Annotated in this window: 23 protein-coding genes; 14 read left to right on the top strand and 9 right to left on the bottom strand. The window is 71.4% G+C overall.

The genetic code is table 11. From position 1 onward, the window contains the following. Positions 1–186 precede the first annotated feature (186 nt). Positions 187–816 carry a TetR/AcrR family transcriptional regulator gene (locus ACFYYH_RS16360; protein WP_388551126.1) on the bottom strand — a complete coding sequence of 210 codons (630 nt, stop codon included), beginning with the start codon at positions 814–816 and terminating at the stop codon, positions 187–189. Positions 817–929: 113 nt separating this feature from the next. Here ACFYYH_RS16360 and ACFYYH_RS16355 point away from each other — a divergent pair, with 113 nt between their 5' ends. Continuing rightward, on the top strand, positions 930–1,988 hold the full coding sequence (locus ACFYYH_RS16355) for an aldo/keto reductase (protein ID WP_388551125.1): 1,059 nt from the start codon (positions 930–932) through the stop codon (positions 1,986–1,988). A 58-nt stretch (positions 1,989–2,046) separates the two neighbouring features. Here the strand turns inward: ACFYYH_RS16355 and ACFYYH_RS16350 are convergent, their stop codons facing one another. After that, positions 2,047–3,498, bottom strand: a complete 1,452-nt coding sequence (locus tag ACFYYH_RS16350) for an amidase (protein WP_388551124.1) — start codon at positions 3,496–3,498, stop codon at positions 2,047–2,049. Between the two features lie 125 nt (positions 3,499–3,623). Here ACFYYH_RS16350 and ACFYYH_RS16345 point away from each other — a divergent pair, with 125 nt between their 5' ends. Beyond that, on the top strand, positions 3,624–4,250 hold the full coding sequence (locus ACFYYH_RS16345) for a TetR/AcrR family transcriptional regulator (RefSeq protein WP_388551122.1): 627 nt from the start codon (positions 3,624–3,626) through the stop codon (positions 4,248–4,250). Positions 4,251–4,323: 73 nt separating this feature from the next. Here ACFYYH_RS16345 and ACFYYH_RS16340 read toward each other — a convergent pair whose 3' ends face one another. Next, positions 4,324–4,800 carry a MarR family winged helix-turn-helix transcriptional regulator gene (locus ACFYYH_RS16340; protein WP_388551121.1) on the bottom strand — a complete coding sequence of 159 codons (477 nt, stop codon included), beginning with the start codon at positions 4,798–4,800 and terminating at the stop codon, positions 4,324–4,326. Between the two features lie 320 nt (positions 4,801–5,120). On the opposite strand from ACFYYH_RS16340, the gene ACFYYH_RS16335 reads away from it, so the two are divergent. The 7 genes from ACFYYH_RS16335 to ACFYYH_RS16305 all read left to right on the top strand — a co-directional run bounded on the left by ACFYYH_RS16335 (position 5,121) and on the right by ACFYYH_RS16305 (position 11,607). Beyond that, on the top strand, positions 5,121–6,008 hold the full coding sequence (locus ACFYYH_RS16335; RefSeq protein ID WP_388551119.1) for a HipA family kinase: 888 nt from the start codon (positions 5,121–5,123) through the stop codon (positions 6,006–6,008). Further along, entirely contained in the window at positions 6,005–6,388 is a 384-nt protein-coding gene (locus tag ACFYYH_RS16330; RefSeq protein WP_388551118.1) for a DUF3037 domain-containing protein, read from the top strand. The genes ACFYYH_RS16335 and ACFYYH_RS16330 overlap by 4 nt, the downstream gene beginning before the upstream one ends. Positions 6,389–6,575: 187 nt before the next feature. After that, a complete protein-coding gene (fabG, locus tag ACFYYH_RS16325; protein ID WP_388551116.1) occupies positions 6,576–7,337 on the top strand; it encodes a 3-oxoacyl-ACP reductase FabG in 762 nt (253 codons plus the stop codon). 17 nt (positions 7,338–7,354) lie between these two features. Next, positions 7,355–8,134, top strand: coding sequence for an SDR family oxidoreductase (locus tag ACFYYH_RS16320; RefSeq protein WP_388551115.1), 780 nt, complete (start codon positions 7,355–7,357; stop codon positions 8,132–8,134). A 324-nt stretch (positions 8,135–8,458) separates the two neighbouring features. Then, positions 8,459–10,039 carry an ABC transporter substrate-binding protein gene (locus ACFYYH_RS16315; protein ID WP_388551113.1) on the top strand — a complete coding sequence of 527 codons (1,581 nt, stop codon included), beginning with the start codon at positions 8,459–8,461 and terminating at the stop codon, positions 10,037–10,039. A 192-nt stretch (positions 10,040–10,231) separates the two neighbouring features. Next, a complete protein-coding gene (locus ACFYYH_RS16310; RefSeq protein ID WP_388551111.1) occupies positions 10,232–10,915 on the top strand; it encodes a uracil-DNA glycosylase in 684 nt (227 codons plus the stop codon). A 113-nt stretch (positions 10,916–11,028) separates the two neighbouring features. Further along, positions 11,029–11,607: a hypothetical protein gene (locus tag ACFYYH_RS16305; protein ID WP_388551109.1), complete on the top strand. Its 579-nt coding sequence runs from the start codon at positions 11,029–11,031 to the stop codon at positions 11,605–11,607. 109 nt (positions 11,608–11,716) lie between these two features. Here the strand turns inward: ACFYYH_RS16305 and ACFYYH_RS16300 are convergent, their stop codons facing one another. Next, positions 11,717–12,199, bottom strand: coding sequence for a hypothetical protein (locus tag ACFYYH_RS16300; protein WP_388551107.1), 483 nt, complete (start codon positions 12,197–12,199; stop codon positions 11,717–11,719). Positions 12,200–12,367: 168 nt separating this feature from the next. Continuing rightward, positions 12,368–12,886, bottom strand: a complete 519-nt coding sequence (locus ACFYYH_RS16295; RefSeq protein ID WP_388551105.1) for a DinB family protein — start codon at positions 12,884–12,886, stop codon at positions 12,368–12,370. Between the two features lie 156 nt (positions 12,887–13,042). On the opposite strand from ACFYYH_RS16295, the gene ACFYYH_RS16290 reads away from it, so the two are divergent. Next, on the top strand, positions 13,043–13,495 hold the full coding sequence (locus ACFYYH_RS16290) for a hypothetical protein (protein WP_388551104.1): 453 nt from the start codon (positions 13,043–13,045) through the stop codon (positions 13,493–13,495). Positions 13,496–13,506: 11 nt separating this feature from the next. Beyond that, positions 13,507–14,415, top strand: a complete 909-nt coding sequence (locus ACFYYH_RS16285; protein WP_388551103.1) for a Gfo/Idh/MocA family protein — start codon at positions 13,507–13,509, stop codon at positions 14,413–14,415. Here the strand turns inward: ACFYYH_RS16285 and lnt are convergent. Both lnt and ACFYYH_RS16275 read right to left on the bottom strand, forming a co-directional pair. Further along, entirely contained in the window at positions 14,336–15,937 is a 1,602-nt protein-coding gene (lnt, locus tag ACFYYH_RS16280; RefSeq protein WP_388551101.1) for an apolipoprotein N-acyltransferase, read from the bottom strand. The two genes, ACFYYH_RS16285 and lnt, sit on opposite strands and share 80 nt — an antisense overlap. 291 nt (positions 15,938–16,228) lie before the next feature. Next, entirely contained in the window at positions 16,229–16,687 is a 459-nt protein-coding gene (locus ACFYYH_RS16275; protein WP_388551099.1) for a nuclear transport factor 2 family protein, read from the bottom strand. Positions 16,688–17,101: 414 nt separating this feature from the next. On the opposite strand from ACFYYH_RS16275, the gene ACFYYH_RS16270 reads away from it, so the two are divergent. The 3 genes from ACFYYH_RS16270 (at position 17,102) to ACFYYH_RS16260 (ending at position 19,501) form a co-directional block, all read left to right on the top strand. Beyond that, on the top strand, positions 17,102–18,049 hold the full coding sequence (locus ACFYYH_RS16270) for a RimK family alpha-L-glutamate ligase (protein ID WP_388551097.1): 948 nt from the start codon (positions 17,102–17,104) through the stop codon (positions 18,047–18,049). Further along, positions 18,046–18,879 carry a RimK family alpha-L-glutamate ligase gene (locus tag ACFYYH_RS16265; RefSeq protein ID WP_388551095.1) on the top strand — a complete coding sequence of 278 codons (834 nt, stop codon included), beginning with the start codon at positions 18,046–18,048 and terminating at the stop codon, positions 18,877–18,879. The genes ACFYYH_RS16270 and ACFYYH_RS16265 overlap by 4 nt, the downstream gene beginning before the upstream one ends. 64 nt (positions 18,880–18,943) lie before the next feature. Further along, positions 18,944–19,501 carry a GNAT family N-acetyltransferase gene (locus tag ACFYYH_RS16260; RefSeq protein ID WP_388551093.1) on the top strand — a complete coding sequence of 186 codons (558 nt, stop codon included), beginning with the start codon at positions 18,944–18,946 and terminating at the stop codon, positions 19,499–19,501. Between the two features lie 50 nt (positions 19,502–19,551). Here the strand turns inward: ACFYYH_RS16260 and ACFYYH_RS16255 are convergent, their stop codons facing one another. Both ACFYYH_RS16255 and ACFYYH_RS16250 read right to left on the bottom strand, forming a co-directional pair. Further along, the gene (locus tag ACFYYH_RS16255; RefSeq protein WP_388551091.1) at positions 19,552–19,740 is read right to left on the bottom strand and encodes a hypothetical protein; all 189 of its coding nucleotides are present in this window, start codon (positions 19,738–19,740) and stop codon (positions 19,552–19,554) included. Between the two features lie 95 nt (positions 19,741–19,835). Next, positions 19,836–20,708: an undecaprenyl-diphosphate phosphatase gene (locus tag ACFYYH_RS16250; RefSeq protein ID WP_388551089.1), complete on the bottom strand. Its 873-nt coding sequence runs from the start codon at positions 20,706–20,708 to the stop codon at positions 19,836–19,838. Positions 20,709–20,737 lie beyond the last annotated feature (29 nt).

The following is a 20,737-nucleotide window of genomic DNA, read 5'->3' as shown; positions in this document are numbered from 1 at the left end:
ACGGCACTCCCACACGCACGGCATCACCGGCATCGAGCGCGCGCTGACCGACAACGCCTGGGTCCGCCGCACGGGCCTGGCTGCCGCACAGGCCTGGCCCGGCGGCCCGGCCCGGAAGCAAGCCCTCGCCGAGATCGGCGCCACAGGAAAGCCGGTACCCCGAGGATGATTCCCGGCGTGCGAGGCCTACTTCGCCTCGCCTTCGCCGCGCACATACGCACCCGCGCGCGCCGCGGCGGCGGCGGCCTCGGCGGCCCGGTCCGCGACGGCTTCGTCCAGGGGATCGGGGCTGGTCAGCAGGCGGTAGTAGAGAGGGGCGGAGACGGCACGGATCACCTCGTGGGTGTCGGTTCCCCTGGGTACCTCGCCTCGGTCGACGGCCTGCTGGACGCAGGGTGCCCACTCCTCGACGCGGATCTCGTAGAAGCGGTGCAGGGCCTCGGCCGTCTTCGTCTCGCAGGTGGCGGCCGCGATCACCGCCTTGAACAGCGCCCCCTGCCTCGGGTCGGCCAAGGTGCGCCGCACGAGCCGGGCGTTGGCCTTGAGATCACCGATCAGCGAGCCGGTCTCGGTGCGCGGCAGTGACTGCTCGGCCATGTCGGTCAGCAGGTCGGCCACCAGACCGGTCACCGTTCCCCAGCGGCGGTAGACGGTCGTCTTGCCCACCTCGGCACGGCGCGCGATGTCGGCGAGGTCCAGGTGGGCGAAGCCCCGTTCCGCCAGGGTGTCCCCGGCCGCTCGCAGTACCGCCGTCCGCACCCGCGCCGTGCGCCCTCCGGGGCGAACGGTCCCCGGCTCCACAGCTTCAGCCGCCATAACGGTACTCCAGTTTCGTTAATCACTTGGCGCCTGCTACCTTACCGGGACCACTAACGGGACTGTAGAACCGTTAGGCAAGATCGGTGATCAGCTGAGGAAAGAGGATCGTCATGGAATACCGGCGGCTGGGTGCGTCCGGACTCAAGGTGTCCGCGCTGAGCTTCGGCGCCGGCACCTTCGGCGGCCGAGGACCGCTGTTCGGTGCCTGGGGCAACACCGACGCACGAGAAGCGCGCCGTCTCGTGGACGTCTGTCTGGACGCCGGGATCACGATGTTCGACACCGCCGACGTCTACTCCGGCGGCGCGTCCGAGGAAGTGCTGGGCGAAGCCGTCAAAGGGCGCAGGGACCAGGTGATCCTGTCCACCAAGACCAGCCTGCCGATGGGGGACGGCCCAGGCGACGCGGGCTCCTCCCGCTCGCGCCTGATCACCGCGTGCGAGGACGCGCTGCGCCGGCTCGGCACCGATCACATCGACCTGTTCCAGTTGCACGCCTTCGACGCCGGCACGCCCATCGAGGAGGTTCTGTCCACACTCGACGATCTGGTGCGAGCGGGAAAGGTGCGCTATCTGGGAGTCTCCAACTTCATCGGCTGGCAGGCGATGAAGTCCCTCGCCGTCGCGGACAGGTATGGCCACCCCCGCTATGTCGCCCATCAGGTCTACTACTCCCTCATCGGCCGCGACTACGAATGGGAACTGATGCCCCTCGGGCTCGATCAGGGCCTCGGAGCGCTCGTCTGGAGCCCGCTCGGCTGGGGACGGCTCACGGGCGGAGTCCGTCGCCATCAGCCGCTGCCCGCCGGCAGCCGGCTGCACCGCACCGCCGACTACGGTCCGCCGGTCGAGGACGAACACCTCCACCGCGTGGTCGACGCCCTCGACGAGATCGCCCAGGAGACCGGCAAGGCCATTCCGCAGATCGCCATCAACTGGCTGCTGCGGCGGCCGACCGTCTCCTCCGTCATCATCGGCGCCCGCAACGAGGAGCAACTCCGTCAGAACCTCGGCGCCATCGGCTGGACGCTCACACCCGATCAGATGGCGAAACTCGACGCGGCGAGCGGCAGGACGGCGCCCTACCCCTACTTCCCCTACCAGCGCCAGGAAGGTTTCGCCCGCCTGAACCCACCGATGGGTGACCTCACGCATCCGCCCGCCGCCTGACATCGACGGGATCAGGGCCACCGCCCGCCGAAGCGGCGCGGCGGCTCGGCATGGCTCCTCAGAGGCGGGTGTGGTTGCCTGCCCACACCGTGGGGGTCCGGTCCGCCCACGGGTTTGCCTGTTCGAGTTGGCCGGCGAGGCGGAAGAGGCGGCTTTCGAGGCCGTATCCGGCGGCGAACTGCATGCCGATCGGGAGCTTCGTTCCGGTGTCGGCCGTCAGCGGCACTGACATGGCGGGCGTGCCCGCCACATTGAACGGCATGGTGAACGGTGAGCGGTCGTTGAGGCGTTCGATCCAGCCGTGGCCGTCGAGTGCTTCCGCGTCCTCGGCGTAGGCGCCCAGGGGGAGGGGGAGCTCCGGCAGGGTGGGGGTGAGCAGTATGTCGTGGGTGCTGAAGTAGCGTGCCAGGCTTCGGGCGACCCGGTTGCGGATCGTGAGAGCGGTGACGAACTGGGCGCCGCTGACGCGTTGTCCGTAGTGGTAGCCGGCAAGGGTGACCGGTTCGAGGGTCGAGGAGTCGATGGGCCGGTCGAAGGCGGTGGCCAGCCCGTCGACCGAGGCCGCGAGGTTCGCCGTGAACAGACGGGTGGTGGCCAGGATGAACTCCTCCCAGTCGGCCCCGAGGCCGACCTCGGTCTCTTCCACCGTGTGGCCGAGGGATTCGAGCAGACGTACGGTGCGGAGGAGGGCGTCGGCCACGGGTGTGGTGGTGCGGCGTCCGCCCCATGCCTGGGTGAGGACACCGATGCGCAGCGAGCCCGGGTGGCGGGTGACCTCCTCCGCGTAGGGCCGGGACGGCTGCTGGGCGAAGTAGGGGTCACCCGGTTCCGGGCCGCGGATCTGGTCGAGCAGGGCCGCACTGTCGCGAACTGTGCGGCTGACGTGGCCGTGCACGGCCAGGCCGCTGAAGAGTTCGTCGAAGTCGGGGCCCATGGAGACGCGGCCACGGGAGGGCTTCATCCCGAAGAGGCCGTTGTAGGCGGCGGGGATACGGAGCGAGCCGGCGGCGTCGGTGGCGTGTGCGACCGGGACCACCCCGGCGGCGACAGCCGCGGCCGCGCCCCCGCTGGATCCGCCCGCGCTCCGCCGGAGGTTCCACGGATTGCGGGTCGGGCCGTACAGCACGGGTTCCGTCGTGATGCTGTAGGCCATCTCCGGTGTCGCGGTGCGGCCGAATGTCACGAGGCCGGCGCGGCGGAAGCGCAGCATCAGGGCGGAGTCGACCCCGGCGACGTTGCCGGCCGCGAGGCGGCTGCCCAGCTCCATTCGCCTCCCGGCCATGGCGACTCCGATGTCCTTGATCAGGAAGGGGACCCCGGTCAGCGGTGTGCTGCCGGGGTCGGGCTCGTCGTCGGTGGGCCAGGTCTCCACGATGGCGTTGATCCGCGGATTGACCGCCTGCGCGGCCTCGCGCGCGGCCGCCTCCAGTTCGGCGGGGGACACCTCGCCCTTGGTCACCAGCTCCGCGAGCCCGACCGCGTCGAAGGTCACGTACTCGGTAATTCTCATGTCACTCCCGGCGGAAAGAACGATACCGACCAGCACCTTACGATACCCATCGGTATCGCATGGCACGGGATAGTACCCTGGCGGGGGTGAAAGGCCCCCAATCGATCCGACGTCACGGAGCAGTCATGGCATCGACCGCCAGCAGGCCGAGCAGGGTGGCGAAACTGCCTCCTCGTGAGCGCATCCTCGACGCGGCGGAGGAGCTCTTCCAGAGCGAGGGGATCCGGCGGGTGGGCGTCCAGGCGATCGCCGAGAAGGCCGAGACCACCAAAATGGCGATCTACCGGCACTTCGAAACCAAGGACGCGCTGGTCGCGGAGTGGCTGCGGATCGTCGCCGCCGACTACCAGGCGGCCTTCGACCGGGTCGAGGCCGAACACCCCGGCCGGCCCCGGGACCAGATCCTGGGCCTGGCCCGTTTCATCGCGGAGGGACTGCCGGCGATCTCGCACCGGGGCTGTCCGTTCATCAACTCCCTCGCCGAGCTGCCCGACCGCTCCCATCCGGCACGGCAGGTGATCGAGCGGCACAAGGCCCGCCAGACCCGCCGGCTGGTCGGCATGTGCGCCGAGGCCGGGCTGCCCGACCCTGAGCAGGTCGCGGCCGAGATCACCTTCGTACTCGAAGGGGCGCAGGTCAGCACACAGAACGGGAGCATCGACCAGACGGCGGACCGACTGATGCGGATCGTCGAGGGGATCCTGGACCGGTACAGCTCCCGGCCCGGCGCATCCGTGGCGACCACCGGCTGACCGTCCCGCACCCGCGTGCGCACACGGTCCGCGGCCGACTTCGACACCCCGGAGTGGTCGCGCGCGGCGGTGTTCATCCGATGGGTCGGGTTGACGCCGGGCCCTCGGGTGCGGCGGGCGGTGCGGCGATGTCCTCAAGGACCTCCCAGAAGGCCCGCTGGTCCGGCGTCGCGGCGTGGCTGAGCAGTGCCCGGCGAACGGCCCGCGCGTGGGCCGGCCGGGCTGCGGCCAGGACACCGCGCCCGGTGTCGGTGGCGATGATGAAGCGCCGTCGGCCAGGACCGGCCTCCCGCGTGAGCAGGTGCCGATCGGCCATACGGGAGAGCTGACGTGAGAGGCGGGGCCGCTGCCGGCCGAGCATGGTTCCCAGCTCCTGCTGAGCCCTCCGGCCGGCGCTGCTCTCGATCACTCGGGACAGGACCGAGAAGTCGGCCACGGACAGGCCCGAGGCGGCCTGGATCTCTTGAGCGACCGCGGTGGTCACGGCCTCGTCGGCCCGCTTCCAGGCGATCCACAGTGCTGTCTCAGCGTCGTCGAGCGGCCGTGTCATACGGGCACTCCAGCCGTGTGTTGCCATGTAAACGCACGGGATGCATGCGACCGGCTCGCCGCCGTCGCCGGGGTGCGCTCCGGGCACCCCTCGGCCACTCCTCGTCTGTGATCACCCTCGGTTACTATGCTCACTTCATGCCGGAGGCCGGAAGCAAGGGACGAAGCGCCGTCGACGGACCGCTCGGGAAGCAGGGAGAACCGTATGCCGGTCGGAACTCCCCGGATCCTCCTCCGGGCCGTCGACGGGCGATTCCCGCTGCTGCGCCCCTCCCCTGGCGGTAGTGGATTGCAAGGCTAAAGACTAGGTGGCCTGGGAAAGTGCTGAATGAGGTGACTGCGACCCGCTATGTCACGCCCTTGCGTGAGGGCGGGTCGCTCCCGGGGATCGTCGAGGCCGACGATCTCGGTACGTACGTCATGAAGTTCACCGGCGCGGGGCAGGGCAGGAAGACCCTGGTCGCGGAGGTGATCTGCGGGGAACTCGGCCGCAGGCTGGGGCTGCGCGTCCCCACGCTGGCGCGGATGTGGCTCGACCCCGTCATCGGACTCTCGGAGCCCGACCAGGAGGTGCAGGGGCTGCTGAAGGCGAGCGGTGGGCTGAACCTCGGCATGGACTATCTGCCGGGATCGATCGGCTTCGACCCGCTGGCTTATCAGGTGAGTGCCGAGGAGGCCGGGCGGGTCGTCTGGTTCGACGCCGTCATCAACAACGTCGATCGCTCCTGGCGCAACCCCAACCTGCTCGTCTGGCACGGTGATCTGTGGCTGATCGACCACGGCGCCACCATGATCTGGCACCACAACTGGCCGGGCGCCGCGGCCTCGGCGGCGAAGCCGTACAACGCCTCCGACCACGCGCTCGCGCCCTTCGGGCCCGATCTCGCCTCCGCCGCGGCCGAGTTGGCGCCGCTGGTCACCGAGGAACTGCTGACCGAGGTCGCCGCCGAGGTGCCCGACGAGTGGCTGGCCGACGAACCCGGCTTCGACTCGACCGACGCGCTGCGCCGCGCCTATGTGGAGCCGCTGCTGGCGCGCGCCGCCACGGTCCATGAGCGGATCGTCCTCGACGCGCCCACCAGGAACGGGCCGTCGCGGGCCCCCGGCTGGCTGGCCGACCGGCTGACCCCCACGGCGCGCACCTCGGGCCCCCGGGCACGGCGGACGCCGGACGAGCACGCGAGGATCGAGAAGGACGGCGGCCGGTGAGCGAGAAGGACGTCTACGAGTACGCGCTGCTGCGCGTCGTGCCACGCGTGGAGCGGGGCGAGTGCTTCAACGCGGGGGTGCTGGTCTACTGCCGCGCCCGGTCCTACGTGGCGGCCAGGACCCATCTCGACGAGGCCAAGCTGACCGCCCTCGATCCACGGGCCGATGTCATGGGGGTACGGGCGGCCCTGCGCGCGGTTGAGAGCGTCTGCCGCGGCGGTGACCTGGCCGGGCAGGCTGCGGGGGACGACGCGGGCCGGCGGTTCCGCTGGCTGATCGCGCCGCGTTCGACGGTCGTCCAGCCCGGTCCCGTGCACACCGGGCTGACCGCCGATCCGGGGGCCGAGGCGGAACGGCTGCTGGAACTGCTGGTGCGTTAACTGCCGGCGCGTGGAACGGGGTGGGTGCCGGCAGGCCGCCCGGTGTGACTTCGGCTGCTCGTCCCCCTGTCGGTCCCATGGGCCGTTGACACCGGGTGCCCTGCCTTCTAGCGTCTCGGATGCCGGAGCGACTAAGCGGTCGCTCAGTGCTGGAGAGTCGCGGATTCCTAGGCGAGGAGAACAGAGGATGTCCACCACCGAGCAGCGCGTTGCCATCGTGACCGGGGCGGCACGTGGCATTGGCGCCGCCACCGCGGTGCGGCTGGCGGCCGAGGGCCGCGCCGTCGCCGTACTCGACCTGGACGAGGCCGCCTGCGAGGGCACCGTCGAGAAGATCACCTCGGCGGGCGGCACCGCGCTCGCCGTCGGCTGCGACGTCTCCGACAGCGCGCAGGTGGAGGCCGCGGTCGGGCGGGTGGCCGCCGAACTGGGCGCGCCGACGATCCTGGTCAACAACGCCGGTGTGCTCCGGGACAATCTGCTCTTCAAGATGAGCGAGTCCGACTGGGACACCGTGGTCGGCGTGCATCTCAAGGGCGCGTTCCTGATGGCGCGCGCCTGTCAGAAGTACATGGTCGACGCGGGGTTCGGCCGTATCGTCAGCCTCTCCTCCAGCTCCGCGCTGGGCAACCGGGGCCAGGCCAACTACGCGGCGGTCAAGGCCGGTCTCCAGGGCTTCACCAAGACCCTGGCCAAGGAGCTGGGCAAGTTCGGTGTCACCGCCAACGCCGTGGCTCCGGGCTTCATCGTCACCGAGATGACCGCCCAGACCGCCGCCCGCGTCGGTATGGGCTTCGAGGACTTCCAGGCCGCCGCGGCGAGCCAGATCCCCGTCCAGCGCGTGGGCCGGCCGGAGGACGTCGCGAACGCCATCGCCTTCTTCGCGGGCGACGACGCCGGCTTTGTCTCCGGCCAGGTCATGTACGTGGCCGGCGGACCCCTCAACTGAACCCGGGAGACGGTGACATGACCGAGGAGACGGAGCGGGAGCGGCCGGTGGCCGACAGCGGCAGGGTCGCGCTGATCACGGGCGCGAGCCGGGGTATCGGATACGGCGTCGCCGAGGCGTTCGTCGCCCGGGGCGACCGGGTGTGCATCACCGGCCGGGGCGAGGAGGCCCTGAAGGAGGCGGTGGAGCGCCTCGGTTCCGACCGGGTGATCGGTGTGGCGGGCAAGGCGCACGACGAGGCGCACCAGGCGGTCGCCGTCGAGCGCACCATGGAGGCGTTCGGCCGGGTCGACTTCCTGGTCAACAACGCGGGCACGAACCCGGTCTTCGGCCCGATGGCCGAGCTGGATCTCGGTGTGGCCCGCAAGGTCTTCGAGACGAATGTCGTCTCGGCGCTCGGATTCGCGCAGCTCACCTGGCGGGCCTGGCAGCGGGAGAACGGCGGTGCGATCGTGAACATCGCGTCGGTCGCCGGGATCTCGGCCTCGCCGTTCATCGGCGCCTACGGCATGAGCAAGGCCGCGATGGTCAATCTGACCCTCCAGCTCGCGCATGAGTTCGCGCCGGTCGTCCGCGTCAACGCGATCGCGCCCGCCGTGGTCAAGACCCGGTTCGCGCAGGCGCTGTACGAGGGCAGGGAGGCCGAGGTGGCGGCCGCGTATCCGCTGGGCAGGCTGGGGGTGCCCGAGGACATCGGGGGCGCCGCGGCGTTCCTCACCTCCGACCAGTCGGACTGGATCACCGGCCAGACGCTGGTGGTGGACGGGGGCATCTTCCTCAACGCCGGGGTGGGGTGAACGGCGGGGCCGGCTGATCCCGGCGGTGGGGTCCGGGCCCGGCGCGGGCACCGGAACGGGCGGGCCGCGGGGGTGTCGGTACGGGCGGGCCGCGAGGGTGCCGGTACGGGCCGGGCGCGAGGGTGCCGGTACGGCCGCTGGCGAGGGGGGCGTACGGCAGCGGGCGTAGAGGCCGTACGGCTGTGCGTGAGGTGTCGGTACGGGTGCCCGAGTGGTGTGAACCGGCGTCGTTACGATCTTCCCAAAAGCCCCACTGGATCACCGTGTTGATCCGGCCACGCTGCGGTATGGTCTGCCGATCCATGGCTGAACAAGGAGTGTGAAGTGTTCAACCGGACCAGTCGGCAGGCCGCTGCGGCCCTCGCGTCGATGTCCCTGCTCGCGGGGTGCGGCCTGTTCTCGGACGACGAGGCGGAAGCAGCCCAGAAGATAACCGTCGGTACGACGAGTGAGCCGCCCACCCTCGACCCCGCGGCGTCCTGGGACAACGGCTGGGAGATGTTCCGCAACGTCTTCCAGACGCTGGTGGCCTTTCCCACCGGCAGCTCGTATCCGCAGCCCGACGCGGCGCGCCACTGCGGGTTCGCCGATGCCTCGAACCAGGTATTCCAGTGCGCCTTACGTAAGGGGCTGACATTCTCCGACGGCGCGAAGCTCGACGCGGCGGCCGTCAAGCACTCCTTCGACCGGATCCTGAAGATCAATGTGGAGGGCGGTCCCGCCGGTCTGCTGGAGTCCCTGGACAAGGTCGAGACACGGGGGACCGACACCGTCGTCTTCCGGCTGAAGAAGCCGGACGCGACCTTCCCCTTCATCCTGGCCACGCCCGCCATGTCCATCGTGAATCCGGCGGAGTACCCGCTGGGCGAGCTGAGACAGGACGGCAAGGTCAACGGGTCGGGACCGTACACCCTCGCCTCGTACCGGACGGGCGACCGTGCGGAGCTGGCGAGGAACGAGCGGTACACGGGGTTCGCCGACCGCAGGAACAACGGCGTCACGATCAGGTACTTCAAGGAGTCCGGCCCCCTCTTCGACGCGCTGAAGAAGAAGGAGATCGACGCCGTCTACCGGGGCCTCACCTCGGAGCAGGTCGTCGAACTGGAGGAGAAGCGGCCGGAGAACGAGGCCCTGCAACTGGTCGAGACGGTCGGCGCCGACATCCGCTATCTGGTGTTCAACCCCGCCGACCCGGCCGCCGGGAGACTGGCCGTACGGCGGGCGGTCGCCCAGGTCGTGGACCGCGACGCGCTCGTCGCCAAGGTCTACCAGGGCACGGCGGAGCCGCTCTACTCGATGGTCCCCAAGGGCATCGCGGGCCATGCCACCAGCTTCTTCGACCAGTACGGCGACCCCGATGTGGACAAGGCGAGGGCCCTTCTCGCGGAGGAGGGGATCACCACCCCCGTACCCCTCACGTTCTGGTACACGACGGACCGGTACGGATCGGGCACGGCGGCGGAGTTCACCGAGCTGAAGCGCCAGCTCGAGGCGTCGGGGCTGTTCGAGATCAAGCTGCGCGGCAAGCCGTGGAAGGAGTTCCAGGCCGGCTATCAGAAGGGCCGGTATCCCGTCTTCGGCCGTGGCTGGTTCCCCGACTTCCCCGACCCGGACAACTTCATCGCGCCCTTCGTGGGCAAGCACAACGCGCTGAGCACCCCGTACGAGAGCCCCGAGATCACCGGGACGCTGCTGCCCCAGTCGCGGAGGATGAGCGACCGCGCGGCGGTCAGCCAGCAGTTCCAGCGTGCCCAGGAGATCTTCGTGGGCGATGTGCGGCTCCTTCCGCTCTGGCAGGGCAAGCTGTACGTCGCGTCGAGGGAGGACATCGCGGGCGGCGAGCGCGCGCTCGATCCGCAGACGGTGATGCAGATGTGGGAGCTGTACCGCAAGGCGAGCTGGTAGCGGAGACGGAGGTGTCGGCACTCGGCGGCGTCGGTGGTGTCGGCGGCGTCGGCGGCGTCGGCTGGTTCTCGCGGGGGCGGGGACGGGGCCGGCGGGTCTCCGCGGGGGCGGGGGCGGGCGCAGGGGCCGTTGTCAGTGGCCACCGGTAGGTTCAGTGACGCAACAAGTGATCGCTTACCGGAGGTTGTTGACGTGACCGACACCGACATGCTGCCCGCGTCCTGGCGTGGCGTCCTCGGCGAAGAGCTGGACAAGCCCTACTTCAAGGAGCTGGCCGACTTCGTCGAGGAGGAGCGGGCGAAGGGGCCGGTCTACCCGCCGCGCGAAGAGGTGTTCGCCGCGCTCGACGCCACGCCGTACGACCAGGTGAAGGTCCTCATCCTGGGCCAGGACCCGTATCACGGGGCGGGGCAGGGGCACGGGCTCTGCTTCTCCGTCCGGCCCGGTGTCAGGACGCCTCCCTCCCTGCGGAACATCTACAAGGAGATGAAGGAGGAGCTGGGGCACCCCGTCCCGGACAACGGCTATCTGGTGCCGTGGGCGAAGCAGGGGGTGCTTCTGCTCAACGCGGTGCTGACGGTCCGCGAGGGCGAGGCCAACTCCCACAAGGGCAAGGGCTGGGAGAAGGTGACGGACGCGGTGATCCGCGCGGTCGCCGAGCGGCCCGACCCCGCCGTGTTCGTCCTCTGGGGTGCCTACGCGCAGAAGAAGCTGCCGCTGATCGACCAGGAGCGCCATGTGGTGGTGAAGGGCGCGCACCCCTCGCCGCTGTCGGCGAAGAAGTTCTTCGGGTCGCGTCCGTTCACCCAGATCAACGAGGCGGTGGCCGCGCAGGGGCATGAGCCCATCGACTGGCGCATCCCCGACCTCGGCTGACCACGGCGCTCCCGACAGGCTCGGGCCGTCCGCCCGAGCCTGAAGGGGAATGTTCGCTACGGGAGCTAGCGTCATGTTTGTCGGATTTACTGGACAGGCATGCGGAGGCGGTAGTGAGGGAGCGGCAGGAGGCGTCGGAGGACGCTGTCATGACCAGGATCGGGCAGGCGGTCATGCTCCTCCACGGCGGCGACCGCGAAGAGGCTCGGAATCGCTTCGGTGCGCTCTGGACGGAGATCGGGGAGACGGGGGACCCGCTCCACCGCTGCACACTCGCGCACTACATGGCGGACACACAGGACGACCCGGGCGATGAACTGGCCTGGGACTTAAGGGCGCTGACCGCCGCGGACGGTACGGAGGGGCCGGCCGGAGACAGACACGGGGACGGGCGTCGGGACGGGCGAGGGGACGGGGACGGGGACGGGCGCGGGGGCGCCGAGGCGGAGGGGGGAGCCGGGCGGACCGGGGGGTGGCCGGCGGAGGCCGGGGCCGGACCCGCCGTGCGCGCCTTCTACCCGGCGCTCCATCTCAATCTCGCCACCGACTATATGAAGCTCCAGCGGCCGGACGCGGCCCGGCTCCATCTGGACCGGGCGCGCGACGCGGCGGACGCGCTGGGGGAGGACGGCTACGGCCACACGGTACGGGCGGGGATCGACCGTCTGGAGCGGCGGCTCCGGGAGCGCTGAGCCCTGGGGCCGGGGGCGGCCAGGGCGGCGAGGGAGGGACGGGGCCCCGGTCGGCCGGTGCGGTGGGGCCAGGACGGGGCCCCGGGTCGGCGGGGCCCCGCGCCCATGGTCAATTCCGGTAGGTCTGGGCGCAGATACGGGCCTGGGGGCTGTCCGTCGGCCAGCGGCCGTAGGTCTCGCCGAGATCGCAGAGATCGGCGACGGTGGGCGGAGCGCGGTCGGGCGCGGGGGCGCGTCGCGGCTCCGGCCGCTCATGGGGCGCTCGGGGCCGTTCCTTCCGAGCCGGTGCGGGTACGGGCCGGCTCCCGGGGCGTTCGGGTCCTGCCGCCCGCTCCGGTGCGGCCCGGTGCGGTTCGGGGGAGGTCCGCGGCGCCGGTTCCGGGCTCCTGGTGGGGATGATCGCCTCAAGCGCCTCCCTGGCCGGAGCCTGGACGATCTGCGGTTCCGCGCCGCCCGCCCCGGGAGCCCCGCTGCTCGGCCCCGGCCGGGGTACGGACAGGGGCACCGGCCGTGCCTCCACGGTCACACAACCGGAGACGGCCGTGACCGCCACCCCCAGCAGGACCATCACTGCGCTTCTCGTTCGCTGCACCCGGCAACTCTGCTGGGCGGGACGGTGCTTGGGGAGCGCAAAGGGCGCGGATTGGCCCGGACGGGTGACATCCGCGGGGTTGTGGCGTGGTGGCGGCGATCGCCGTGGACCGTTCCGCCCCGGTGCCCAGGGCGGCGCCGGGCGGACGCTCGGGCTCAGGGGCGCGGCTCACTCGCCCGTCGCGCCGTCGATCCGTTCCCGGACGAGGTCCGCGTGGCCGTTGTGCCGGGCGTACTCCTCGATCATGTGGGTGTAGATCCAGCGGAGGTTGAACGGCTCGCCGGTCGTCCGGTTCCGCCGGCCGGCGCCCAGATCGTCCAGGGAGTGCGGCGCGGCCAGCTCACGGGCGCGCGCGATCTCGGCCTGCCAGGTGGTGTACGCCTCGGCCCAGGTGTCGTCCTCGCCGGGATGGAAGTCGCCGTCCGGATCGGCGTCGGTGTAGTAGATCGGCCCGGCCTCTTCGTCCGCCAGCGTCCTGCGGAACCAGGCGCGCTCCACCTCTGCCATGTGCCGTACGAGACCCAGCAGGCTCAGTCCGGACGGTGGTACGGAGGCCTCCCGGAGCTGTGCGTCGTCCAGCCCCGCGCATTTCACCGCCAGTGTCTCGCGGTGGTACTCCAGCCAGCCCTCCAGCATCTCGCGTTCGCCCGCGACGGTGGAGGGTGAGGTGCGCTCGGTAGTCGTCATGGCGGTCATCCTCACGTACGGACCGGTGTCCTCGCCAAGCGTTATTCGCCCGGCCCGCCCCCGCGACGGCGCCGGCCGGCCCGCCGGGCGCAGGGCTGACCGGCGGGTGCGCCGCAGGACCGGCCCGCCGGCTCCCTGCCGCCGTCGCCGTCCGCGATGCCCAGCCTCCGGCGCAGCAACTCGTCGCATCCGCGCCGCAGCGCGTCGGGGGACACTACGGCGTTGTGGTACGAGCCCGCCGCGCAGGAGAACATCAGCCCCTCGCACGGCGGTCAGGGGCGCCGCGCCGACGGTGGCACCGACACCGACACCGACAGGGACAGCGACAGCGACACCGGGACCCGGCCCGATCCCGGGACCCGGCTCGGCGCGGGGCTCGCCGCGTACTCCGCCGCCCGAGTGCCCCGCACCACCGCGATCGTCCGGCAGGCCACCAGGACGGGCCGGATGACCGCGGTCACCTCACCGGCCGTAGCGGCCCTGCGCGACGCCGCGATCGTCGCCGCCTCCCGGTTCGGCCCCGGCCTGCTCCTGCGGAGCTTCGCGGGGATCGCCGACTGGCGGCCTCCCCGGCGCACGTATGCTTCCGGGACACCACACCAGGCATAGGGGAGGCCCTTGTGAAGATCGGCTGCGTCGGGCTCGGCGACATCGCGCAGAAGGCGTATCTGCCGGTGCTCACCACCCTGCCCGGGGTCGAACCGCATCTCCACACGCGCACCCCGGCCACTCTCACCAGGACCGCGGAGACCTACCGCGTCCCGGCCGCCCACTGCCACACCGACCTGGACTCACTGCTCGCCCAGGGGCTCGACGCCGCCTTCGTCCACGCGCCCACCGCCGCGCACGCCGAGATCGTCACCCGGCTGCTGGAGGCGGGCGTACCGACCTATGTCGACAAGCCGATCGCGTACGAACTCGCCGACACGGAGCGTGTGGTGGCCCGCGCCGAGGAGCGCGGGGTCAGCCTCGCCGTCGGGTTCAACCGACGCTTCGCCCCCGGCTACGCCCAGTGCCTGGAGCACCCGCGCGATCTGATCCTGATGCAGAAGAACCGGGTGGGTCTGCCCGAGGACCCGCGCACCTTCGTCCTCGACGACTTCATCCATGTCGTCGACACCCTGCGCTTCCTCCTCCCGGGCCCCGTCGAGCACACCGGCGTACGGGCACGGATCCGGGACGGGCTGCTGCACCATGTCGTACTCCAGCTCTCCGGCGACGGATTCACCGCCATCGGCGTGATGAACCGGCTGAGCGGCTCCACCGAGGAGATCCTCGAAGTGTCGGGACAGGACACCAAGCGGACCGTCCACGATCTCGCGACCGTCGTCGACCACAAGGGACAGCCCAGCGTGCGGCGGCGCGGCGACTGGGTCCCGGTGGCCCGCCAGCGCGGTATCGAGCAGTGCGTCCTGGCGTTCCTCGACGCCGTACGGACCGGTGAACGCGTCAGCGCACAGGATGCGTTGCGGACTCATGAGCTGTGCGAGCGGGTGGTACGAGAAGCACTGGACCAGGCCGCCTCCTGAACGAGCGCGCGCCGTCCGTGGCGCAGAGCGCGGCCAGCACGGCGAGGGCGGCGTAGACCGCCCAGTCACCGAACTCGGCATACGGAGTCGTGCCCCGGGCGAGCGGCACGTCGAACACGGCGGTGGTGCTCCGGTCCGTGCCGATCCCGGCGCCGATCCGCTCGCCGTCCGGCCCGAACACCGCGCTGGTGCCCGTCAGCGTGGCATGCGCCATCGGCCGGCCGGTCTCCGCGGCCCGCAGCGCCGCCAGCGAGGCATGCTGCTCCGGCGCCCAGCTTCCCTGGAACGTCGAGGTCGAGGACTGTGCGATCAGGAGCTGCGCGCCGTCCCTGACCAGCCGCCTGCTCATATCGGGGAACGCCGACTCGAAGCAGACCAGCGGCCCGAACCGCAGCCCGCCCCTGCCTTCGCCGGGCAGCACCATCACCACCTGGCGGGTGCCGCGCTCACGGTCCTCACCCGCCGCCCTGCCGACCGAGGTGGCCCAGCCCAGCGCGGCGCGGGCCGGGATGTACTCACCGAAGGGCACCAGCCGCATCTTGTCGTACGTATCGCCGGTCGGGCCGTTCGGACCGACCAGCACGGCGCGCTTGTATATCCCGGCCGTCCCCGCCGCGTCCGTGCTGCGCGCGTCGACATTGACGAGTATCTCGGCGCCGACCGCGCGGGAGAGCACCGCGAGCCGGGCCGCCAGATCGGGTCTGGTCGCCAGATCGGCGGAGACGCTGCTCTCCCCCCACACCACCAGATCCGGATCCCGGCCGGCCAGGGAGCGGGTCAGGGTCTCGCCCTGCGCGAACCGTCGCTCGCGGGCGTCGGCGCCCTCGACCACGCCCGGCTGGACGACCGCGATCCGTGCCGTGCCGGACCGCTCCGGCTCCGGTGCCCAGATCCACACCGAGAGCACGGTGACGGCGCACAGCACGAGGGACACGACCCCGGTGAGCCGTGGCCGCGCCCAGGGGGCCGAGACGACCACCGTGACCGCGGTGTTCACCGCGACGACCAGCAGACTCACCAGCCAGACGCCGCCCACCGAGGCGAGCCGCAGGGCCGGGGCGACCTCCCACTGGCTGGCGCCGAGCAGCCCCCAGGGGCCGCCGAGCCCCTGCCAGGACCTGATCAGCTCGATCACCAGCCAGCCCGAGGGAACCACGGCGACGGCCGCCGCCGCGCGGCCCGGCGACGGTGTCCCGCCGAGCATGGACCGCACCAGCCGGCCCCAGCCCGCCCACAGCAGCCCGAGCAGCGCGGCGAGCACCACCAGGAACACATGAAGGCTCGGCGCCAGCCAGTGATGTACGGCGATCATGAAGCCGATGCCGCCCAGCCAGCCGTCCAGGGCTGCGCGACGGGCCGTCGGAGCCGACCGTACGAGCAGCATCCAGGGCACCAGCGCGACATACGCGAACCACCACAGGGCCGGCTCGGGAAACGCGAGGGCCGGCAGCGCTCCGGCCACCACCGCGGCGGCGCCGCGCCACCACGGCGACGTCAGACTCCGGCCGACCGGGGTTCGCATCCCAAGCGCCTCCTTGCCCCGCCCCGCCCCTTCAGGCTTTCTTCCCCCGTGGAACGGCACCGAAGCGGGTGGGGACCTGGAGAAAGAGGCGACGGAAGTGATCCGGACCCGGACCCGGTCCGCGGTCCGGGGTCCGGGGTCCGGGGACCGGAGGCCAGGGAGAGCGGAGGCCAGGGAGAGCGGAGGCCAGGGGGAGCGGGGGCCGGGGGAGCGGGGGACCGGAGGCAGGAGCCCGGGGAGCTGAGCTACGGGCGCGGGGCCGTGGGCGGGGCCGGGGCCGGGGCCTGCGGGTCAGCCGACGTCGGCGGACGCCGAGACGCGCCGCCACTTCTCCTGGACGGCCACCATACGCAGCAGCCAGCCCGTGTCACCCCGCAGCAGACCGAATGTGCACCGTCCGCCGCTCATCAGCTCCTCGCCCGACTCGTGCCGGCGCGGGCTGAGGTAGTCCGCCCGCAGCTCCGCGCCGTCGCCGGGAAACGTGTCGGGATCCTCCATACGCAGCCGGCGGTTGACGATGAGCAACTGATGTGTGCTGTACGGGCGCAGAGTCCCGGCCAGCCAGTCGGCGACCTCCGCGGCCGAACCCTCGATACCGCCCTCCCCCGTGTGGTCGGCACGGCCGTCCGGGGTGAACAGGGCCCGGTATCCCGGCCAGTCGGCATCGGCCACGGCCACCGCGTAATCGGTGATCACCTCATCGATGGCGAGACGGCCCATCACGGTCGCGAGATCCACGCGCTGTGTCATCGGCTCAGTCTCCGGCAGGAAGTGCCCCGGGCCAAGAGCCGCGCACACCGGTCACCCGTGGGGTGGGCCGCTTGCTCCGGGCGGCGAGGGCTCACCGGCGGCCGAAGAACTCGAACTCGGCGGCGGCCGGGCGGCGGCCCGTCCCGTCCCCGTCCCGTCCCCGTCCCGTCCCCGGCCATGTCCATCTCCATGTTCATCCTCGTGGCGCGCCCGCCGGGCCGTCCAGCCCCGGTCCTCCTGGACGGAGGGCACGGCGCCCCTCCTCTCCGGGGCGACCCGAACGTCCATCGGCACGACCGGCGATGTCGGACGGTCCTGGTGGGGGCGGCGGCCGGGAAAGGGCGGATCATGGCCGTGAGGGTTCACAGCGTGCCGGACAGGATGCTCGGACGTCCGGGGTTACGGGGAAGATCGATGAGACTCTGCTTTCTGGTGGAGGAGCAGTACCGGCACGACGGCATGCCCGTGGAGGTGATCCGTCAACTCACCGCCTGGGGCCACCGGGTGGATGTGCTGCGGCCCGGCAGTTCCCTGCTCCGGCTGTCGGAGACGGTGCTGACGGGCAGTCATGACGCCTGGGTGCTCAAGACGGTGTCGGGGGGCCCGGGTCTGACGCTGCTCGAAGCGGCGGCGGCGGTCGGTCTGACCACGGTCAACGACGCGCGGTCGATTCGCGGGGTGCGGGACAAGGTACTCGCGGCGGTGATCGGCCGGAGCCGGGGGCTGCCGATGCCGGTGACCTACGCGGCGGCGCGGCCGGAGACGCTGGCGGAACTGCCGGAGACGGAGTTCCCGCTGGTGGTGAAGCCCGCCGACGGCAGTTCGGGGCGCGCGGTGCGGCTGGTGCCGTCGCCGGAGCGACTGGCCGAGCTGGGGAGCGAACTGGCCGGCGAGGGGATGCTGATCGCCCAGCCCTATGTGCCCAACTCGGGAGTCGACCTCAAGGTGTACTGCGTCGGGGGCGAGTTGTACGCGACCGAGCGCTGCTCACCGCTCCATCCCGACCGGCCGGCGCACGAGCGGCGGGTACCCCTGTCCGCCGAGGTGGCAGGGATGGCCGCGGAGGTCGGGGCGGTGTACGGGCTCGATCTGTACGGCGTGGACGTGCTGCTCGGCCCCGACGGCCCGGTGATCGTCGACGTCAACGACTTCCCGAGCTTCCGGCTGGTGCCGGACGCGGTGGAACGGGTGGCGAGGGCCGTACTGGAACTGGCCCGTGCGGGCGGGGGCGGGGCGAGTACGGCCGGGGCCGCACCGGACGTCGTTCCGCCCCAGGAACCGGCGGCGGACATCGTCGCGCTCCCCGACCCCGAGCCGGTTCCCGTGCAGCTCCGCGCCACGGCGGCCGGTGAGGGCCGATGAGGATCTGTCTGATCACACCCCGGCCCGATCACCCGCTCCTCGCCGCCACGACGGCGCTGCTGACGCCGCGGCACGAGGTGGACTCGATCGATCCGGGGGCGGGGCACGAAGCGCCTACGTACCCGGTGTCCGGGGACACGCTCGCCGATGTCTATCTCCTCAAGGCACGGACACCGCGCGCGCTGGCCCTGGCCCGGTCCTTCGAGGAGCGCGGGGCTCCCGTGGTCAACTCGGCCGCCGCGACCGGACTCTGCCAGGACCGTACGGCGATGGCCGAGCTGGCCGGGTCCGCCGGGCTGCCGTTCGCCGGCACCCGGACGGTGGCCACCCTGCGGCAGCTCGCGGCGGAGACGGACCTCCCGTATCCGCTCGTGGTCAAGAGCCGGTACAGCAGGCGGCAGGATCTGGTCGCCCGTGCCGACGACGCCGCAGGGCTGCGCCGGCTGTGCGTGGAGTGGTCCGACGAGCCGGTGGTGGTCCAGCCGTTCACCGCGAACAGTGGCTGGGACCACAAGCTGTGGGTGATCGCGGGCCAGGTCTTCGCGGCCCTGCGCCGCTCGGAGCTGGCCGATCCCGGGAGCCGTGGTCCGACCCTTCCGCTGGTGCTCGCCGATCTGCCCGGCGGCTGGCTCGACCTGGTCCGCCGGGTCGGCTCCGTCTTCGCGCTCGATGTCTACGGCGTGGATGTGATCGACGCGGGCGGCGGCGCCCCGCTGATAGTCGACATCAACGCCTTTCCCGGTATCAGGGGACAGGCGGGTGCCCCCGAGGCGCTCGCGGCCCTGGCGCTGCGGACGGCGACGGGGGAGGGGGCCGTTGTGCCGGGGTGAGCCCCAGGTGGCGTCCGCGAGCCCTGCCGTCCCTCGCGTCCCCCGCGTACGTAATACTCACTGCATGGGTTCGAAGATTACGGGGAGGGCCGCGGACACGCGCGGTGAGACGTTCGGGGGCGAACCCGTGGGGATCAGACGGGCGACCGCCCGTGACGCCAGACGGCTCACCGCCCTGGTGCGCCGGTCCCGTGCCTACGAGGGCCCGTACGCGCCGATGATCGTCGGATACCGGGTGGGTCCGGACTACATCGAGGCCCATGAGGTCTTCGTGGCCGTCGGCTCCGGCGACCGGGTCCTCGGCTTCTACTCCCTCGTCCTGCTGCCTCTCGCTCCCGCGACGGCGGAACTCGATCTGATGTTCGTGGCGGACGACGCGCAGGGCCTCGGTATCGGCCGTCGGCTGATCGGGCATATGACGGTCCGGGCGCGCGCGGCCGGGCTCGACCGGGTCCGTATCGTCTCGCACCCGCCCGCGGAGGGCTTCTACCGCAGCGTGGGTGCCCGGCGGACCGGTACGGAAGCCGCGAATCCGCCCGCCGTGATGTGGGACCGCCCCGAACTGCTCCTGCCGATCACACGCGGGGAGCCGATCACGCGCGGGGAAGAGGGAAGCGGCTAGAGCGTTCCCGCTCGGCCTTCGGGGGCCCGCGCGGGCCGAGCGGACGGCGCCTACGCTGCCTCGTTCACCTGACGGGTGCTGTTGTGCAGGGCGGCGGCCCACTCCAGCAGGAGCACTTCGTACGCCTCCGAGGGCCAGGTGCCGTCGGAGGCGTCGGCCGCGTCGACAAGCGCGCGGATCCGCTCATTGGCCGCGACGGCGTCGGAGGCCGACGATGCGGAGGCACGAGAGGAGGACATATGACAAGCGTAGGGGCAGCGCGCGCGCCGGGACACCGATGAGAGCGCGTCCTTGCTCACACCGCCCCGCCGCCAAACCTGCTCCCGTGGACCCGTCAGCCGGCCGACTCGCCCGCGTGGGGGCTCAGGGTGTCCGTTCCGATCAGGACGAACAGGGCGATTCCGAGCAGCACCCGGTAGATCACGAACGGCATGAAGCTCTTGGTCGTGATGAACTTCATGAACCAGGCGATAACGGCGTATCCCACCACGAACGCGATGATCGTGGCGAAGATCGTGGGCCCCCAGGACACATGACCGTTGCCCGCGTCCTTCAACTCGAAGACACCGGAGGCGAGGACGGCCGGGATCGCCAGCAGGAAGGAGTAACGCGCCGCCGCCTCACGGGTGTAGCCCATCAGCAGACCACCGCTGATCGTCGCGCCCGAGCGGGAGACACCGGGCACCAGCGCCATCGCCTGGCAGATACCGAAGATCAGACCGTCCCTGACACCCAGCTCCTGGAGGGACTTGCGCTGCTTGATGGCGCGGTGCTTGCCGCCGGTCTCGTCGCGCGCCGCCAGCCGGTCGGCCACGCCGAGGACGATGCCCATCACGATCAGCGTCACGGCGATCAGCCGCAGATCGCGGAACGGACCCTCGATCTGGTCCTTGAAGGTGACCCCGAGTACGCCGATCGGGATCGAGCCGACGATGACCAGCCAGCCCATCTGGGCGTCGTGGTCACCGCGCATCGCCTTGTTCGTCAGCGAGCGGAACCACGCGGAGACGATACGGGCGATGTCCTTGCGGAAGTAGATCAGGACGGCGGCCTCGGTACCGATCTGCGTGATCGCGGTGAACGCCGCGCCCGGGTCGTGCCAGCCGGCGAACGCCGCCGTCAGCCGCAGATGCGCGCTGGACGAGATGGGCAGGAACTCGGTCAGTCCCTGGACCAGCCCAAGGATGAAGGATTCGAACCAAGACATGAGGTACTACGCCATCCAAAAAAGGATCA

It is taken from the genome of Streptomyces sp. NPDC002018 (assembly GCF_042890865.1).
Classification (GTDB): Bacteria; Actinomycetota; Actinomycetes; order Streptomycetales; family Streptomycetaceae; genus Streptomyces.
The sequence above is the reverse complement of the archived record's forward strand: the minus strand, read 5'-3'. Positions and strand labels throughout refer to the sequence as shown.

Bases quoted from the DNA above. Each gene is read 5' to 3' on its own strand.
- ACFYYH_RS16360 (WP_388551126.1), bottom strand. From the start codon at position 816: ATGGCGGCTGAAGCTGTGGAGCCGGGGACCGTTCGCCCCGGAGGGCGC.
- ACFYYH_RS16355 (WP_388551125.1), top strand. From the start codon at position 930: ATGGAATACCGGCGGCTGGGTGCGTCCGGACTCAAGGTGTCCGCGCTG.
- ACFYYH_RS16350 (WP_388551124.1), bottom strand. From the start codon at position 3,498: ATGAGAATTACCGAGTACGTGACCTTCGACGCGGTCGGGCTCGCGGAG.
- ACFYYH_RS16345 (WP_388551122.1), top strand. From the start codon at position 3,624: ATGGCATCGACCGCCAGCAGGCCGAGCAGGGTGGCGAAACTGCCTCCT.
- ACFYYH_RS16340 (WP_388551121.1), bottom strand. From the start codon at position 4,800: ATGACACGGCCGCTCGACGACGCTGAGACAGCACTGTGGATCGCCTGG.
- fabG (WP_388551116.1), top strand. From the start codon at position 6,576: ATGTCCACCACCGAGCAGCGCGTTGCCATCGTGACCGGGGCGGCACGT.
- ACFYYH_RS16320 (WP_388551115.1), top strand. From the start codon at position 7,355: ATGACCGAGGAGACGGAGCGGGAGCGGCCGGTGGCCGACAGCGGCAGG.
- ACFYYH_RS16295 (WP_388551105.1), bottom strand. From the start codon at position 12,886: ATGACGACTACCGAGCGCACCTCACCCTCCACCGTCGCGGGCGAACGC.
- ACFYYH_RS16290 (WP_388551104.1), top strand. From the start codon at position 13,043: ATGCCCAGCCTCCGGCGCAGCAACTCGTCGCATCCGCGCCGCAGCGCG.
- lnt (WP_388551101.1), bottom strand. From the start codon at position 15,937: ATGCGAACCCCGGTCGGCCGGAGTCTGACGTCGCCGTGGTGGCGCGGC.
- ACFYYH_RS16275 (WP_388551099.1), bottom strand. From the start codon at position 16,687: ATGACACAGCGCGTGGATCTCGCGACCGTGATGGGCCGTCTCGCCATC.
- ACFYYH_RS16270 (WP_388551097.1), top strand. From the start codon at position 17,102: ATGAGACTCTGCTTTCTGGTGGAGGAGCAGTACCGGCACGACGGCATG.
- ACFYYH_RS16265 (WP_388551095.1), top strand. From the start codon at position 18,046: ATGAGGATCTGTCTGATCACACCCCGGCCCGATCACCCGCTCCTCGCC.
- ACFYYH_RS16260 (WP_388551093.1), top strand. From the start codon at position 18,944: ATGGGTTCGAAGATTACGGGGAGGGCCGCGGACACGCGCGGTGAGACG.
- ACFYYH_RS16255 (WP_388551091.1), bottom strand. From the start codon at position 19,740: ATGTCCTCCTCTCGTGCCTCCGCATCGTCGGCCTCCGACGCCGTCGCG.
- ACFYYH_RS16250 (WP_388551089.1), bottom strand. From the start codon at position 20,708: ATGTCTTGGTTCGAATCCTTCATCCTTGGGCTGGTCCAGGGACTGACC.